Annotated in this window: 12 protein-coding genes and 2 pseudogenes; 6 read left to right on the plus strand and 8 right to left on the minus strand. The window is 72.6% G+C overall.

Annotated features, from left to right (window positions below; translation table 11 throughout):
- Positions 1-8 precede the first annotated feature (8 nt).
- Both ACWD4B_RS02225 and ACWD4B_RS02230 read right to left on the minus strand, forming a co-directional pair.
- Positions 9-1616: an L-lactate permease gene (locus ACWD4B_RS02225; RefSeq protein ID WP_451418971.1), complete on the minus strand. Its 1608-nt coding sequence runs from the start codon at positions 1614-1616 to the stop codon at positions 9-11.
- A 19-nt stretch (positions 1617-1635) separates the two neighbouring features.
- Complete coding sequence (locus tag ACWD4B_RS02230) at positions 1636-2382, minus strand: IclR family transcriptional regulator (protein WP_451418972.1); 747 nt, start codon at positions 2380-2382, stop codon at positions 1636-1638.
- Between the two features lie 98 nt (positions 2383-2480).
- Between ACWD4B_RS02230 and ACWD4B_RS02235 the strand changes: the two genes are divergently transcribed.
- From ACWD4B_RS02235 to ACWD4B_RS02255, 5 genes are all read left to right on the plus strand, one after another.
- Complete coding sequence (locus ACWD4B_RS02235; protein ID WP_451418973.1) at positions 2481-3647, plus strand: pyridoxal-phosphate-dependent aminotransferase family protein; 1167 nt, start codon at positions 2481-2483, stop codon at positions 3645-3647.
- A gap of 12 nt (positions 3648-3659) precedes the next feature.
- On the plus strand, positions 3660-6563 hold the full coding sequence (locus ACWD4B_RS02240; protein ID WP_451418974.1) for an FAD-binding and (Fe-S)-binding domain-containing protein: 2904 nt from the start codon (positions 3660-3662) through the stop codon (positions 6561-6563).
- Between the two features lie 122 nt (positions 6564-6685).
- Positions 6686-7495: a putative hydro-lyase gene (locus ACWD4B_RS02245; RefSeq protein ID WP_451418975.1), complete on the plus strand. Its 810-nt coding sequence runs from the start codon at positions 6686-6688 to the stop codon at positions 7493-7495.
- Between the two features lie 117 nt (positions 7496-7612).
- On the plus strand, positions 7613-8644 hold the full coding sequence (locus ACWD4B_RS02250) for a methyltransferase (protein WP_451418976.1): 1032 nt from the start codon (positions 7613-7615) through the stop codon (positions 8642-8644).
- Positions 8645-8755: 111 nt separating this feature from the next.
- On the plus strand, positions 8756-9124 hold the full coding sequence (locus ACWD4B_RS02255) for a hypothetical protein (RefSeq protein WP_451418977.1): 369 nt from the start codon (positions 8756-8758) through the stop codon (positions 9122-9124).
- 69 nt (positions 9125-9193) lie between these two features.
- On the opposite strand, the gene ACWD4B_RS02260 is transcribed toward ACWD4B_RS02255, so the two are convergent.
- Together ACWD4B_RS02260 and ACWD4B_RS02265 are read right to left on the minus strand one after the other, a co-directional pair.
- Positions 9194-9607, minus strand: a complete 414-nt coding sequence (locus ACWD4B_RS02260; RefSeq protein WP_451418978.1) for a hypothetical protein — start codon at positions 9605-9607, stop codon at positions 9194-9196.
- A 104-nt stretch (positions 9608-9711) separates the two neighbouring features.
- Positions 9712-10629, minus strand: a complete 918-nt coding sequence (locus tag ACWD4B_RS02265) for an AraC family transcriptional regulator (protein ID WP_451418979.1) — start codon at positions 10627-10629, stop codon at positions 9712-9714.
- 87 nt (positions 10630-10716) lie between these two features.
- On the opposite strand from ACWD4B_RS02265, the gene ACWD4B_RS02270 reads away from it, so the two are divergent.
- Positions 10717-12138, plus strand: coding sequence for a sodium/calcium exchanger protein (locus tag ACWD4B_RS02270; protein ID WP_451418980.1), 1422 nt, complete (start codon positions 10717-10719; stop codon positions 12136-12138).
- A gap of 126 nt (positions 12139-12264) precedes the next feature.
- Here ACWD4B_RS02270 and ACWD4B_RS02275 read toward each other — a convergent pair.
- The 4 genes and pseudogenes from ACWD4B_RS02275 to ACWD4B_RS02290 all read right to left on the minus strand — a co-directional run.
- Positions 12265-12945: pseudogene (locus ACWD4B_RS02275) on the minus strand (TIGR04222 domain-containing membrane protein); the annotation flags it as partial.
- A 35-nt stretch (positions 12946-12980) separates the two neighbouring features.
- A pseudogene (locus tag ACWD4B_RS02280) lies at positions 12981-14223 on the minus strand (DUF692 domain-containing protein).
- Between the two features lie 159 nt (positions 14224-14382).
- Complete coding sequence (locus ACWD4B_RS02285) at positions 14383-15396, minus strand: isopenicillin N synthase family dioxygenase (RefSeq protein ID WP_451418981.1); 1014 nt, start codon at positions 15394-15396, stop codon at positions 14383-14385.
- A 348-nt stretch (positions 15397-15744) separates the two neighbouring features.
- The gene (locus ACWD4B_RS02290; protein WP_336412272.1) at positions 15745-16059 is read right to left on the minus strand and encodes an antibiotic biosynthesis monooxygenase family protein; all 315 of its coding nucleotides are present in this window, start codon (positions 16057-16059) and stop codon (positions 15745-15747) included.
- Positions 16060-16131 lie beyond the last annotated feature (72 nt).

Raw genomic sequence — 16131 nt, forward strand, 5'->3', positions numbered from 1 at the left:
GCGGCCGTTCACCCGCCCGGCACCGTCCAGCCCAGGACCGACGTGGACTGCAGCCACGCGAGCAGGCACAGCGCAGTGAGCACGCCGAGGCTCCAGCCGATCACCTTGCGGAGGATCTCGCCCTCGCGCCCCGAAATCCCCAGCGCGCCCGCGGCGATCACCAGGTTCTGCATGGCGGCGGCCTTGCCCTGGACGCCGCCGGTGCTGTTGGTCGCGGCCATCAGCAGAGGGTTCAGGCCCGCCTGCCGGGCGGCGGAGACCTGCATCGCGCCGAACAGGGCGTTGGAGGACGTGTCCGAACCGGTCAGGGCCACGCCGAACCAGCCGAGGAATCCGGAGAGCAGGGCGAACGCGCGGCCGAGGCCGGCCAGCCAGGTGCCCAGGGAGACGGCCATGCCCGAGAGGTTCATGACGTAGGAGAGGGCGAGGACGCACGCGATGGTGAGGGCGGCCCGGCGCAGCCCGTACAGGGTCTGCGCGTAGCAGCGCACCGCCCGGCGGGCCGGTACGCGCAGGATGACGGCGGTGAGGATTCCGGCGATCAGCAGCAGCGTGCCGGAGGCGCCGAGCCAGCCGAAGTCGAAGACGGTGACGGTGACCGGGCGGCCGTCCGTGCCGAGGACGTCGAGGCCCGGCCAGGAGAAGGTCACGTCCTGGGACGCGAGGAAGCGCTGTACGGGGCCGTGGTACGAGGTCAGGGCGAACAGGGCGATCAGGAGCGCGTACGGGGAGAAGGCCCGGGCGACCTCCGACGGGCGGTCGGGGTGCGGGGAGCGTTCCGGTGCCTCGGGTGCGGGCAGTCGGCCCCGCGGCTTCCAGACCCGTAAGAGCGCGATCAGCGCACCCGTCGAGCACAACGCCGCAACGATGTCGGTGAGTTGGTAGGCGAAGTAGTTCGAGCACAGGAACTGTCCCGCGCCGAAGCCCGCACCGGCGGTCAGCGCCGCGGGCCACGCCTCGGCCAGGCCCCTGCGGCCGTCGAGCATGAGCAGCAGGACGAACGGTACGAGCGCCGCGATGACGGCGGACTGCCGGCCGACCATGGCGCCGAGGTCGTGCGCCGGGTACGCGGTCACCTTGGCCAGTGCCTGGATCGGGTTGCCGACCGAACCGAAGGCCGCGGGTGCGGTGTTGGCGAAGGTGGCGACCGTCGCCGCCCTGAGCGGTCCCAGGCCGAGGGCGAGCAGCAGCAGGGACGTGATCGCGATCGGGGTGCCGAAGCCGGAGAGGGACTCGACCATGGCGCCGAAGCAGTAGGCGATGAGGATGGCCTGCACGCGCAGGTCGCCGGAGAGCGAGGAGAACGTCCTGCCCACGATGTCGAAGTGGCCTCCGACGCGTTGCAGTCGGTTGATCCAGACGGCGTTGAGGACGATCCAGACGATGGGGAACAGGCCGAAGGCCGCTCCTTCGGCTGCACCGTCGACGACCTGGGGCAGCGGCATGCGGTAGACGGTCGCGGCGATCAGGGCGGCGGTGGCCAGGCCGCCGAGTGCGGCGCGGTGGGAGGCGGTGCGCAGAACGCCGAGCAGGGTGAGGAGCACCAGCAGGGGGAGGGAGGCGAGGAGTGCGCTGAGGGCGGGGTGCCCGAGGGGGTCGGGGACTTGTCGGAACACGGATGTGTCTCGCTTTCTTTCAGCGGCGGCCCGCCAGCGCGGCGCCCAGTGTCTTCGCCGCCTCCGCGACCAGCGCGCCGAACGCCGTGCGCGAGGCCTCGCTCATCCGGCTCGTGGGGACGTTCACACTGATCCCGGCCACCGGCAGCCCGGAACCGGCGACGACCGCCGCCGCGACCGCCGAGACGTCCGAGCGCCACTCGCCGCCGTTGGCCGCGTAGCCCCGCGCCCGGATGACGGCCAGTTCCGCCCGCAGCCGTTCCGGGTCGGTGATCGTGGTGTCGGTGTAGCGGGGCAGGCCCTCGGCGAGGCAGCGCTCGATCGCCTCCGGCGGGCTCGCGGCGAGCACGGCCTTGCCGTTCGAGGAGGCGTGCAGCGGCAGCTGCTGCCCCAACGGCAGGACGATGCGCACGGGTTGGGACGTCTCCAGCCGCTCGATCAGCACGACCCTGCCGCCCTCCGGGACCGTCAGGTGGACGGTCTCGTCGGTGCGCCGGCGCAGCTCCTCCAGCACCGGGAGCGCGACGTCGCGCAGCCCGAGCTCGCCGGTGGCGCTCCGGCCCACCTGCAGCGCCTTGGTGGTGACCGCCCAGCGGGTGACCGTCTCCCCGGTGGGCCGGATCCAGCCCGCGTCGTGCAGGGTGACCAGTGCGCGCTGCACCGAACTCTTCGGCAGGCCCAGCGCCCTGGCCAGCTCCGCCACGCCGGCCGGCTGGCGGGCGGCGACCTCTTCCAGGGTCCGCAGGGCGTTGAGGACGTTCTGCATCCATTGACTCCTTCCGCTCGCCGCGCCTACCCTCCGGCATGCCTCTTCACGGTACGGCGTGCCACAACACGGCACAATGACTTGGGAGTTGATCGTCGATGGCCTCCCGCATCGGACAGCACTTCCTCCAGATCCCCGGCCCCACCAACGTCCCCGACCAGGTGCTGCGCGCCATCGCGGCGCCGACGATCGACCACCGGGGCCCCGAGTTCGCCGCTCTCGTCCTCCGGCTGCTCGACGCCCTCAAGCCGGTGTTCGGCACGGACGGCCCCGTCGTGATCCATCCCGCCTCCGGCACCGGCGCCTGGGAGGCCGCCCTGGTCAACACGCTCAGCCCCGGCGACCGGGTGCTCTTCTGCGAGACCGGCCACTTCGCCGCCCTCTGGCAGCAGATGGCCCGCTCCCTCGGTCTCGACGTCGTCTGCCTCCCGGGCGACTGGCGCCACGGCGCCGACCCGGACGCCGTGCGCCGCGAACTCGACGCCGACGGCGGCCGGTTGATCAAAGCGGTGTGCGTCGTGCACAACGAGACCTCCACCGGCGTCACCAGCCGCGTTCCCGAGATCCGGCAGGCACTCGACGCCGCCGGGCACCCCGCGCTGCTGCTCGTCGACGTGGTCTCCTCGCTCGCCTCGATCGACTACCGCCACGACGCCTGGGGCGTCGACGTCACGGTGGCCGGCTCGCAGAAGGGCCTCATGCTCCCGCCCGGGCTGGGCTTCAACGCCGTCAGCCGCAAGGCGCTCGACGCCGCCCGCACCGCCCGGCTGCCCAAGTCCTTCTGGGACTGGCGCCCCGTCATCGAGGCCAACCGGCACGGCCGCTTCCCCAGCACCCCCGCCACCAACCTCCTCTACGGGCTGGAGGAGGCCCTGCGCCTGCTGCACGCCGAAGGCCTGCCGCAGGTCTTCGCCCGGCACGCCCGGCACGGCGCCGCCACCCGGGCCGCCGTGCGCGGCTGGGGACTCGAGGTGCTGTGCGCCGACGAACGCGAGTACTCCGCCACCCTCACCGCCGTCGTCCTGCCCGACGGCCACGACGCCGATCATGTACGCGCCGTCGTTCTGGAGCGCTTCGGGATGTCCCTGGGCGCGGGGCTGGGCCGGCTCGCCGGCCGCGTCCTGCGCATCGGGCATCTCGGCCGGATCGGCGACCTGACGCTCGCCGGCACCCTCGCCGGCGTGCAGATGGGACTCCAGCTCACCGGCGTCCCCCTCGACCCGCGCGGACTCGACGCCGCCCTCGACCTGCTCCGCGCCCCCTGAACGGAGACGCCCGTGACATCGGCTCCCGGCAGCAGCACGGCCGACGGCCTCGCCCGAAGGCTCCGCCACGACCTCGACGGCGAGGCCCGCTTCGACGACTACACCCGCCACCTGTACTCCCGCGACGCCAGCATGTACGCCATCACCCCGCTCGGCGTCGCCTTCCCCCGCCACGCCGAGGACGTCCGCGCGGCGGTCGCCGCGGCCGCCGAGCACGGCGTGTCCGTCACGGCCCGCGGCGCGGGCACGAGCCTCGCCGGGCAGACCGTCGGCCCCGGGCTCGTCCTCGACCTCTCCCGCCACATGCACCGCATCATCGACCTCGATCCCGGAACCCGCACCGCCGTGGTGGAACCCGGAGTCGTCCAGGACCGGCTCAACCGGGCCGCCGCCGCCCACGGGTTGATGTTCGGGCCCGACACCTCCACCGGCAACCGGGCCACCATCGGCGGCATGATCGGCAACAACTCCGCCGGCAGCGGCTCCCTGCGCCACGGCATGACCGTCGACCACGTCCGCGCCCTGGACGTCGTCCTCTCCGACGCGACCTGTGCCCGCCTCGCACCCGTCACCGAGACCGAACGCGCCCGCCGCGCCGGCCTGCCCACCCTCGAAGGCCGCATCCACCGCGGCCTCCCGCGCCTCCTCGCCGCCAACTCCCGGGCGATCGCCGAGGACTTCCCCGCCTTCTGGCGGCGCGCCTGCGGCTACCGGCTCGACCGCCTCGCCGACAGCAACCCCTTCGACCCCGCACAACTCCTCGTCGGCTCCGAGGGCACCCTCGCCCTCACCACCCGCGCCGACGTCGCCCTCGTACCGGCCCCTGCCCGAACCGTCATCGCCGTCGGGCACTTCACCGACGTCGACGCCGCCGTCGAGGCCACCGAGGACGCCCTGGCCTGCGACCCCGCCACCGTCGAGCTCCTGGACCGCACCATCCTCGAACTCTCCCGGCAGAAGATCGCATACGCCTCGCTGTCCGCCCTCCTCGAAGGCGACCCCGGCGCCCTGCTCTTCGTCGCCTTCACCGGTGACGACGCGGACGAACTCCGCGGCCGCCTCGATGAACTCACCGCCCTGTGGGCCCGGCACGGTCACGGCTACCACACCCTGCACGCCCTCACCCCCGACCGGCAGGCCGCACTCCTCACGGTCCGCAAGGCGGGACTCGGCCTGCTGATGTCCGCCGGCGAGGGCACCCGACGCCCCCTGGCCTTCGTCGAGGACACCGCCGTCCACCCCTCCCGACTCGCCGCCTACACCCGCCGGTTCCGCGCCGTCCTCGACCGGTACGGCCTCACCGCCGGCTTCTACGGACACTGCTCCGTCGGCTGCCTGCACATCCGGCCCTTCGTCGACCTCGCCGACCCCGCCCAGGTCCGCACCCTGCGCGCCGTCGCCGAGGAGATCAAGGACCTGGTGGGCGAGTACGGCGGCGTCAACTCCAGCGAGCACGGCGACGGTCTGGCCCGCAGCGAGTTCAACCGGGAGATCTTCGGTCCGCGCCTGTACGAGGCCATGCGCGAGGTCAAACGGCTCTTCGACCCCGACAACCGGTTCAACCCCGGCAAGATCGTCGACGCCCCCGCCATGACCGACCACCTGCGCGACGCCGCCCTCGCCCCCGCCGCGCCGCTGCGCACCCGGCTCTCCTTCCCCGTCGTCGACGGCATGCGCGGCGCCGCCGACCGCTGCATGAACATCGGCGCCTGCCGCAAGACCGGCACCGGCACCATGTGCCCGTCCTACATGGCCACCCGCGAGGAACACGACTCCACCCGTGGCCGCGCCGGCGCCCTGGTCAAGGCGCTCTCCTCCCCGGACCCCCGGCACGCCCTGGGCGACGAACGCCTCCACGAGATCCTCGACCTGTGCCTGATGTGCAAGGCGTGCAAGAGCGAATGCCCCCTCGGCGTCGACATGGCCACCCTCAAGGCCGAGGCCCTCTCCCACCACCACGACCTGCACGGCGTCCCGGCCCGCTCCCGTCTCTTCGCCGGCGCCCGCACCCTCAACCGGCTCGGCTCCGCCACCGCTCCCCTGTCCAACCTCCCCGGCCGGATCCCCCTCCTGCGCACCCTGCTCGACCGGACCCTGGGCATCACCCCGCACCGGCCGCTGCCCGTCTTCGCCCACAGCAACCTTGTCCGCTGGGCTCATCGGCGGAGTCTCACGGCACAACCCGCGCCCCAAGGGCAACTCACCTTCCTCGCCGACTCGTTCACGACCTACACCGAGCCGGGCATCGGCCGCGCCGCCGTGGAACTGCTGGAACACTGCGGCTGGGAGGTCCGCCTGGAGAGCGGCGGCTGCTGCGGCCGCGCCGCGCTCTCCAAGGGCCTGCTGGACGATGCCAGGGAACAGTCCCGCGCCCTCGCCCACCGCATCGCGGCCTCCTCGCCCCCCGGTTCGCCGGTCGTCGGCTGCGAACCCTCCTGCCTGATGACCCTGCGGGACGAACACCTCGCCCTGCACCCCGGCGACCCTGTCGTCGCCGACCTCGCGGGCCGGGTCCGCCAGGTCGAGGACCTGCTCCTGGAAGCGGTCACCGACGGCCGGCTCCGCCTGCGCGCCGACTCCTGGCCCGCCGGCCGGCGCCTGCTCCACCACGGCCACTGCCACCAGAAGGCCGAGGTCGGCACCGCGGCCACCGTCGCCCTGCTCGGGTCCGTGCCCGGCACCGAGGTCGTCGAACCGGACACGGGCTGCTGCGGCATGGCGGGCTCGTTCGGCTACGAGTCGGAGCACTACGCACTCTCCATGACCGTGGGGGCGGACCGGCTCTTCCCCGCGGTACGGGCCGAGCCCGACGACACCGTGATCGTCGCCACGGGGACCTCGTGCCGCCAGCAGATCCTCCACGGGACGGGGCGACGGGCCTGGCATCCGCTGGAGATCGTCCGCGCTGCGCTGTGAGCGTCGGCCAACCGCCATGGGGCATCGAGGAGTTGAGACCTTGTGATTTTGTTCAACAATCCCTAGGCTGCCGTATCCGGCGGCCGTTCGCCGCCCTCCACCCTCACCTCCGCGAGGTGCGCATGGGAACCATCGCCCCACGCCTGCCCGGACCGCAGGCGTCCGCAACCCCGGCCGAGGCCCGCGCGGCCTTCCGGGCCGGCACGGCAGGGCCCACCGCCGGCTGGGCCGACGGCCGGACCCAGGCCAACCTGATCGCCGTGCCGCGGGACTGGGCCTACGACGTCCTGCTGTTCGCCCAGCGCAACCCCCAGCCCTGCCCCGTCCTCGACGTCACCGAGCCCGGCGTCCCCGGCACACCGCTCGCGCCCGGCGCCGACCTGCGCACCGACCTGCCCACGTACCGCGTGTGGCAGGACGGCCGGCTCGTGGCGGAGCCCGCCGACGTCACCGGTCTGTGGCGCGACGACCTGGTGGCGTTCCTCATCGGCTGCAGCTTCACCTTCGAGGCGACCCTGAGCGCGGCGGGCATTCCGCTGCGCCACATCGAACAGGGCCGCAACGTCTCCATGTACGTCACCAACCGCCCGTGCCGGCCCGCCGGCCGGCTGCACGGCCCGCTGGTGGTCTCCATGCGGCCCGTCCCCGCGGGGCAGGTGGCCGAAGCCCGCCGGCTGACCGCCCTCATGCCCGCCGTCCACGGCGCACCGGTGCACGTCGGCGACCCCGCCGCGATCGGCATCGAGGACCTCGGCGCCCCCGACTTCGGCGACCCGGTCGAGATCCGCAGCGGCGAGGTCCCCGTCTTCTGGGCCTGCGGAGTGACGCCCCAGGCCGCCCTCATGGCCTCGGCCCCGCCGTTCGCCATCACCCATGCGCCCGGGCACATGTTCATCACCGACGCGAGGGACTCGGCCTACCGGCTCCTGTGAACGCCGTAGGACGGAAGTCCTAGGCGAAGATCCGCACAGCGCCGGTGCCGCGGCCGGGCCGCCGGCTGGAAGGGTGGTGACCGTCCGGTACCCCCCAGCCGTCCCCGGGAGATCCTCGTGGAGCCCTCGTCCAGCCGTCACCCGGCCGCCTCCGACACCTCCGGAGCCCTGCGGCTGATGGAGGAGACCTTCGGGTTCCTCCATTCCGCCGCCCTGCGGACCGCCGCCTCGCTCCGGCTCGCCGACCGGCTCGCCGGCGGGCCGCGCACCGCCGCCGAACTCGCCGCGGACACCGGCACCGACGGCGCGGCACTGCAGCGGTTGCTGCGGCACCTGGCATCGCGCGGCATCTTCCAGGAGGACGGCACAGGCGCGTTCGGGCTGACGCCCGCCGCGTACGCGCTGCGCACCGACGTCCCGGGCTCGCTGCACTCCGCCGTGCTGCTGCTCACCGACGACATGTTCCTGCGTTCCGCGGCCGACCTCGCCGGGACCGTGCGCACCGGGGAGTCCGCCTTCCCCAGGGTCTTCGGCACCCCTTTCTTCCAGCACCTCGAAACCGACGGCGCGGCGAGGGAGGTCTTCGACGCCGGGATGGCGGCCTTCTCCGGCCCGCTCGACGACGTGGTCGCGGCCGCGTACCCGTTCCCGGAGCGGGGCACGGTCGTGGACGTCGGCGGCGGACGGGGCGGGCTGCTCCGGTCCGTCCTGCTGCGCCACCCCGGCCTGTCGGGCGTCCTCTTCGACCGGGCTGCGGCGGTACGCGAACCGCTGCTCGCCACAGAGGAGTTGACCGGGCGCTGGCGGGCCGAACCGGGGGACTTCTTCGCCGCCGTCCCGGAGGGCGACGTCCTCCTCCTCAAGCACGTCCTGCCCGACTGGAGCGACGAGGACTGCGTCCGCATCCTGCAGTCCTGCCGCCGGGCCCTCGCCCCGGGCGGACGGGTCCTGGTCGTCGACGCCGTCCCGCCGCCGGGCAACGCCCCGCACCCGGGCAAGGACCTCGACCTCCTGATGATGACCGCGCTCGGCGGCAGCACCCGCAGCCCCGCCGAACTCGACGCCCTCTTCGCCCGCTCAGGACTGCGCCCCGTCCGCACCCTGCCCACGCCCGGCTTCGCCTCGATCGTGGAGGCGGCTGCGGACTGAAGGTCCGTCCGGGTGAACGTGAAGGACCGGACGCTGCGCAGACTTGGCCTGCACCGGAGCTCCCGGTAGCAAGGCGGTGGGATTTACCAACCGCGAGGTCAGGACCACACAGTGAAGAGAACTAGTCGCACGAAGATGGCGGCCGCAGGTCTTCTCGGCCTGCTTCTGGCCGGGGGCACGGCGTCGCCCGCCATGGCCTGGGGCCATGGGCGGTACGGCGACGAAGGCAATACGTTCGTCCGTATCTCCGCCGGATTCTCCTGCGAGGGCAGGGCGGCCCGTACCTGCGTCAACGGGCCCGTGAACAGCGGCAATACCAACAATGCGCAGAACGTCCGGCTGACCGGGACTCCCACCAGCAGCGGCAGTCCGACGAGCAGCAACGGGTCCGTCAACTCCGGTTCGTCCTCTACGGGCGCCTCGTCGCACAGTTCCAACCACCTGGACCACACCGGCGGGGGCGGCGGCCAGTTCACGTGAGCCGACGCCTCGGCAGCTGCACACGCCTCGGCCCCCGGGTGACCGGGGGCCGAGGCGTGTCGGAGGTCCTCAGGGGAAGACCGGGTGCCCCAGGGAGGTGTCGTTGCTGCTGTTGGACCTCGGGCCGTTGACCTCGTTGAGGCTGTTGGTGGAACCGGCGGCGTTCTTGATGTTGCCGCTGTCCACCGGGTTTCCGTGGTTGAGGAAGTTGTTGCTGTTCTCGTTGTTTCCGCTGTCGACCGGACCGTTGATACAAGGGTGCGGCGACTTGATCCTCGGCGAGTAGTAGTTGTACTCGACGAGGCGGTTGTTGCAGACCACTCCCGACACCATTTGCGTGACGGTACCGAGATCGGCGCCCGCCACGGCGCCCAGCAGGGATCCCGGACTGGCCGGGTTGGTCTGCGCCTGCGCGATGCCGCTGCCGAACAGCACCAGACCGCATGCCCCGGTGAAGCTCACCGCCTGCCCGAGTCTTTTCACGATGCTCCTCGCCGGTCCGCCTGTTGGTCCAAGACGTATCGTTGCCGTGGTTGTCCCGCCCGGTCTCGGCAACCCACAGAAGGCCAAACGCTCGCGGACCATATTCAGCCGGACGGCCCAATCCCCGACGGCCCCGGGCCGGCCTCTGCGACGAAGGGGTCGCGCCGGAAGTCCCCGGGCGACTGCCCCGTGGCACGTGTGAAGAACTTGCCGAAGTTGGCCGCCTCGGTGAAGCCCAGGCGCCGTCCGATCGCGGCGGCGGACAGGTCCGTGTGCGCGAGCAGGCGCTTGGCCTCCAGCGCCACCCGGGCGTCGACGACGGCCTTCGCGGACATCCCCGCCACCCGGTGACAGGCCCTGGTGAGGGTCTTGGGCGTCGTGGCCAGGGCGGCGGCATGGGCGGCGACGGACCGGTGGTCGGCGTACGTCTCCTCCAGCGCGGCCCGGAAACGGGCGAAGAGTTCGGCAGCCCCGGCGGGGGCCGGCGCGCGTTCGGAGCCGGGCAGCAGGGCGATCCTCAGCAGCAGGGCCGTGAGCAGGTGCCGCAGCAGCTCGGTGGCCGGCTGCTGCTCGTGCACGGCGTGGGCGGCGGCGATCAGGTCGGTGTGCAGGGCGAGTTCGGCCCGGTCGGGCCCGGAAAGCTGCCAGTGCGCGGGGCCGTGGGGGTCGTCCAGCAGGCCCCGGGCCGTCGAGGGCGAAGGGAAGTCCGGGGTGAAGAGGACGAGACGGGCCCGGAGCCCCGCCTCGGGGGCGTAGCGGTGGACCTGGCCCGGGCGGACCCACAGCAGCGTGCCGGGCCGGCAGTCGTGCCCGACGAAATCGATCATGTGCGTCCCCCGGCCACGGGTCACCAGAACGAGGAGATGGAAGTCGAGCCGCTGCGGAGCGCCCTCCTCGCCCGGCGGCACCCGGCTGCGGGCGTCGGCGAGGGTCCCGATGTCCATGCCGAGCGCCGGACAGTGCGGATTCCGGTAGCCGACGTCGACGATCGGCGCCGGATGTCCGTTTTCGACCATGGCCATGCCCGAACATACCTCGCACACCGCTCACCCGCCCCCGCAGAGTGGAGATCCGGAAGGACACGGCATGAGGCGCGGGAGGAGAGCACGATGGCCACGACGACAAGGACGGCTCCGGGTGCCGCGGCCGTCCGCGGACGCCTCTCGGCAGCCCTGCTCGCCACCGTCCCGGCCCTGGCCCTGCGCCTGACCGGCACGGATCCCGGGGCCGTCGGCGGCATGCTCGTCTTCGGCCTCGGGGTCCTCGCCGCGGCCGTCCTGCTGATGTGGGCGGCGGAGACCGCCCGCGCCGACATGTCCGGCGCACTGGCCCTGTCCCTGCTGGCCTTCGTCGCCGTGCTGCCCGAATACGCCGTCGACCTGTACTTCGCCTACAGCGCGGCCGGCACGCCCGGGAACGCGGCCTATGCCGCGGCCAACATGACCGGCGCCAACCGGCTCCTCATCGGCGTCGGCTGGCCGCTGGTCGCCCTCGCGGGATTCCTCGCGGCGCGCCGCACCGGCCGGCGCGGGCGGCGGGTCCCGCCGGACGTGGTGCTGGGCCCGCACCGCCGGATCGACATCGGTTTCCTCGCGGTGGCCGCCGTGTTCGCCTTCGTCATGCCGCTCACGCGCCAGATCGCCTGGTACGTACCGCTGTTCCTGGTGCCGTGGTACGCGTTCTACCTGTGGCGCATCGGCCGCAGTGGCGCCGACACCGACGAGGAGCCGGTGGGCGTGCCGGCCCGGCTGGCCGGACTGCCCGCGTCCCGGCGCCGGCCGGTGACGGCCGCGCTCTTCACGGCGGCCGCCGTGGCCGTCTTCGCCTCGGCCGAGCCCTTTGCGAACTCCCTCGTCGGGGCGGGCAGTTCGCTGGGCGTCGACCGCTTCCTCCTCGTCCAGTGGGTGGCCCCGCTGGCGACCGAGGCGCCCGAGCTCCTCGTCGCCGTCGTCTTCGCATGGCGCCTGCGCGGCGACGACGGTCTCGGGGCGCTGCTGAGCAGCAAGGTCAACCAGTGGACCCTGCTGGTCGGCCTGCTCCCGGTCGCCTACCTCGCCGGAGGGGGCTCCCCCGGCGGCCTCCCCCTCGTCGAGCGCCAGGTCGACGAGGTCGCCCTGACGGCGGCGCAGACCGTCCTGGCCGTGGTCGTCCTCCTCGACCTCCGCTTCCGGGCCTGGGAGGCGGCGGGTCTGTTCGGCTTTTTCGTGACCCAGTTCCTCCTGCCGTCCGAGAGCGCCCGCCCTGTCCTGACGTACCTCTACCTGGCCCTCGCGGCGGTCCTGCTGACCCGGCGGTGGCGCCTGGCGGCGCCTGCCCTGCGGGCGATCGGCGGTGCGGGAGGCTCAGGAGCAGCTACTGCTGCTGCAGCTGGAGGAGGAGCAACTGCTGGAGGAACAGCTGCTGGTGGAGCAGCTGGAGGAGCTGGACGAGCTCGAACAACCGGAGCCGCCCCCGTCGCCGAAACCGCAGCCGGATCCGCTGCCGACGTCGCAGGAGGCTCCGACGACGACCGTCGAGCAGGAGGAGGTTGAGGATGCCGAGGACGAGGAACCGTAGGTGCGCGCCCGGCGGCGCCGGGCGGCACGCCGTGCGGCCTCGCTCTGTTCGGCCGCCTTCCCGAACTGCTTGCGCAGATCGTCGTCGGTCAGGGCCTCGAACCCCCGCACGGCGACGACCCCGGCGGGGCCTTCGGGATGGACTGCCGGGTCGCTCTCCTGCCAGGGATCCTTCCTCCTCAGGTCCTGGGCCACGGAACGACCGCGGTCGGTGTACGGGATCCACTCCTTGCGGGGGCGGCACGTCACCTGCACCACGATCCCCGCGACCACCAGCGGCAGGAGGATCAACGGTGCGGGGTAGGAACGGGTGTTGAACAGCAGCACGAACGTGATGAAGCCCGCGACGAAGAGCCCTGCCCGCTGCACGACGACAACCCGGCGCCACAAGCGCCATGCCTTCGCCGTCAGCAACAGCCCTTGCTTCACCAGCGAGTCGTGCACGGCTTCCAGCGAAGGGTCGCGCCGTATTGCCCTGCGCACCCCGCGCAGGGTGTTGCTCCAGGTGGAACAGCGCTTCAACAGCGCGCGCTCCACGGCGTTGTGGGTGATGGGTTCGACCACCATGACCTTGTCGTTCTTCACCGTGATGCGTTTGTCGGCGTACATCCTGGTGATGACGGTGTCGGCGACCCTGCCCGCGCCGCCGCACAGATAGGCCGCTTCCACCAGGCTCGGTTCGGGGTCGAGGAAGCCGGATCCCCGCGCCTGCCGCCGTATCCGCAGCAGCCATACGGAAGGGAGAAGCAGGCACAGCAGTGCCCCGAGGGCAGCAAAGATCATCGGTTGGTTGCCTTTCGTTCAGCGCGCGGCAGGCGTCAGGCGCTCGCGCGCAGTGCCGTGGCCAGGCGGCGAAGAAGTCCGGGGGGCGGGGGCGGAGCCGTCTGCTCCGCCACCCAGGCGGCGAGTCGGCGGCGCCGGTCCGCTTCGGGGACGGCGTCGGGCGTGCTCAGCAGCGCGCGGGCGAAGTCGAGCACATCCCGGCGGTAGCCGTCGGCCATGGGCCGCCCCTGGGCGTGGTCGAGGAACAGGCGCCGGAAGTCCCGGCCCAGGATCTCCCGCAGTCCGGGAGCCGTCCTGGCCGCCACCCCGGCCCGTTTGTCGAGCAGAGCACGCCGCTGCGCTCCCAGCCGCCCGGGGTCGAAGCCGGCCGGCGGCGGGGCGCCGGCCACCAGGGAGGAGAGCAGCGCGGACTGCGCCTGGGCGAGCCGCTGCCGGGCCGCCGTGGCGCCGGGGTCAGACACGGTGGGGCGCTCCCCCGGCCACCACGGCCCGTATCGCGTCGAGTTCCGCCGACAGCACGCTCGCTTCGGGGAAGTTGTCGTCCCGCTCCAGCAACACGCCGGGGGGCGTGGCCCGTTCGCACAGTGCGGCCAGGACGTCCAGCACGGGCCGCGACACCGGATGGGCGTGGCTGTCGTGCCACAGGCCCTCGCGCTCGAAGCCGCCTGCCACGTGGACGTAGGCGATGGCCTCGACGGGCAGTTCGTCCAGGACGGATGCCGGATCCTCGCCGCGGTTGACGTGGTTGGTGTGGAGGTTGGCGACGTCGACGAGGAGCCGCACGCCGGTCCGCTCCACCAGCTCGGCCAGGAACTGTCCTTCGGTGAACTCCTCGTCCGGCCACGTCAGGAAGGCCGCGACGTTCTCCAGGGCCAGGGGGACCGGGAGCACGTCCTGGGCGATGCGCACGTTCTCGCAGAGCACGTCCAGGGCGTCGCGGGTGCGGGGCACCGGCAGCAGGTGCCCGGCCTCCACCCGCGGCGTGCCGGCCCGGACGAAGGCGATGTGCTCGGTGACCAGCGGTGCTTCCAGGGCCTCGGCCCGTTCGGCCAGCCCGACCAGGCGGCCGAGGTCGGGGCGGTCGGCGCCGCCCAGGCCGAGGGAGACGCCGTGCGGGACGACGGGCGTGCCGCGCTCGCGCAGCCGCCGGAGGGAGTCGGGGAGGTGGCCCGGGCAGATGTTCTCCGCCACGACCTCCACCCAGTCGACTCCCGGCAGCCTTTCGACGGCTTCGGCGATCTGCGGCCGCCAGCCGATGCCCGTCCCCAGCGATTTCATGATCCCGCCCCTCGTGCTCCCCCGTGGCGCCAAGCGCCCTGTACGGAGAGTGATTCCCTCCCTGCACTTTACTAACCCTTGACCGAGGGGGTGAAACGGGATCCGTGTGTGATCTTTGCTTCGGGGTCCTTCCGCCGGGATCCTTCCGGGATCCTCCCGTCAGCCGGCGGCCGCCGCCCCGACCAGGTCCGCGTGGTAGCGGCGCGCGACCTCGGGGTGCGCCCGGAGCCAGCCCTTGATCTCGTTGCGGCCGTACTCGGCGAACAGCGGGTTGGCCGCGTCCTGGGTGACGCCGGGGGCGCGGTCGGCGAGCGGGAACGGCACCGGCGCGATCCGGGCGTCCAGCCGCGGGTTGTAGAAGAACGGGACCGAGAAGCGCTCCCGCTGTCCGGGCGGGCTCACCACCCGGTGGTTGGTGGCCTTGAGGTAGCCGTTGGTGGCCACTTCGAGCAGCTCGCCGAGGTTGACGACGAAGGCGCCCGGCAGCGGCGGCACGTCGATGAAGGTGCCGTCCGGGTTCTCCACCTGGAGGCCGCCGACCTGGTCCTGCAGCAGCAGGGTCAGGAAGCCGTAGTCCTTGTGGGCGCCGACGCCCTGCCCCGCGCCGTCGGGGGCGCTGCCGGGGTAGCGGACCAGCTTGAGGTGCAGGTGGGGACGCTCGGCGAAGGCCTCGTCGTAGAAGTCCGCCGGGGCACCGATCGACGTGAGCAGCTCGTGGAGCAGCTGCCGGGCCACGGAGCTCAGCCGGTCGATCCAGTGCAGGGCGTTGGCGCGCAGGGCGGGCAGGGAGTCGGGCCACTGGTTGGGGCCCTCCAGCCACCAGTAGCCGGGCTCGTCGCCGACGGGTATGCGCGGGGTCCGCTCGGCGCCTATGTCGAGCTGGTCGCGCCAGTCCTGGCTGCCGCCCGTACGCTCGTCGCCGATGCGCGTGTAGCCGCGGAAATGGGGGGAGTTGAGGTTGCTGATGGCCAGCCGCTCGGCCTCGGGCAGGGCGAAGAAGGCGCGCAGGGCGCTCATGAGTGCATCGGTCTCGGCGGGGGTGATGCCATGGCCGGTCAGGTGGAAGAAACCCACGTCGCGGGCGGCGGTGTGCAGCGCGTCGTGGAGACGGGCGCGGGCGTCGGGCCCACCGGAGGCGGCGGAGAGGTCGATGACGGGAAGCTCGTTGATCATGGGGTGTCCCACAGCGTGAAGGCCCGGTCGCACCCGGTGGTGACCGGGTGGCCCGCGAAGCCGCCGCAGGTGTGCGGAAGCGCGGGGCCGGGAAGCGGCTAGGAAAGCAAAAAGCTGGCAGAGCTCGGAATGCAGGAAGAGCACAAGCAGGAAGAGCGCAAAGAGGCCACGGCAGCAGAGGTGCCGGGCGGCAGCGTGAAGTGTCAGGCGGAGCGGCGACAGGACATGGTCGTGACGCGGACGAAGTCCACGTGGCGGCGCTTGACGAGCGTATTCACATCCCTGAGGGTAATACGTTCGCGCCGCGATCGAAGCTCCGGGACGGGTGGGACCGGTCACACCTCCCGGTCAGCCCCTCTCCTTGTCGACCACCAGCGTCCGCTCGTAGTGCTTCATCTCCTCGATGTCGCCGGCGAACGGCCGGATCTCCGCAAGGAACGGCGGGAAGTGCGGGCCCCGGCGGAACCCGTTCTCGTGGTCCTCCACCGAGGTCCATTCGATGCGCAGGACGTAACGCTCGGGCTCCTCCACTCCGCGGGAGAGTTCATAGCCCAGGCACTGGGGCGCGGAGTACAGGTGTTGCACCGCGGCCGCGTACGCCTTCTCGAAGGCGGTGCGGCGCTCGGGGTCCGCAATGCGATAGCGGACGTATTCGACGGTCATGGGTGCGCCTCCATCGGGTCCACCGGATTCGGCCGGAATGTGCCCCAGCATGGCGAAACCCGCGGCCTCTTG

It is taken from the genome of Streptomyces sp. NPDC002536 (genome assembly GCF_053594995.1).

Coding starts and splice junctions, on each gene's coding strand:
- ACWD4B_RS02230 (WP_451418972.1), bottom strand. CDS start 2,382: ATGCAGAACGTCCTCAACGCCCTGCGGACCCTGGAAGAGGTCGCCGCC.
- ACWD4B_RS02235 (WP_451418973.1), top strand. CDS start 2,481: ATGGCCTCCCGCATCGGACAGCACTTCCTCCAGATCCCCGGCCCCACC.
- ACWD4B_RS02245 (WP_451418975.1), top strand. CDS start 6,686: ATGGGAACCATCGCCCCACGCCTGCCCGGACCGCAGGCGTCCGCAACC.
- ACWD4B_RS02265 (WP_451418979.1), bottom strand. CDS start 10,629: ATGGCCATGGTCGAAAACGGACATCCGGCGCCGATCGTCGACGTCGGC.
- ACWD4B_RS02270 (WP_451418980.1), top strand. CDS start 10,717: ATGGCCACGACGACAAGGACGGCTCCGGGTGCCGCGGCCGTCCGCGGA.
- ACWD4B_RS02285 (WP_451418981.1), bottom strand. CDS start 15,396: ATGATCAACGAGCTTCCCGTCATCGACCTCTCCGCCGCCTCCGGTGGG.
- ACWD4B_RS02290 (WP_336412272.1), bottom strand. CDS start 16,059: ATGACCGTCGAATACGTCCGCTATCGCATTGCGGACCCCGAGCGCCGC.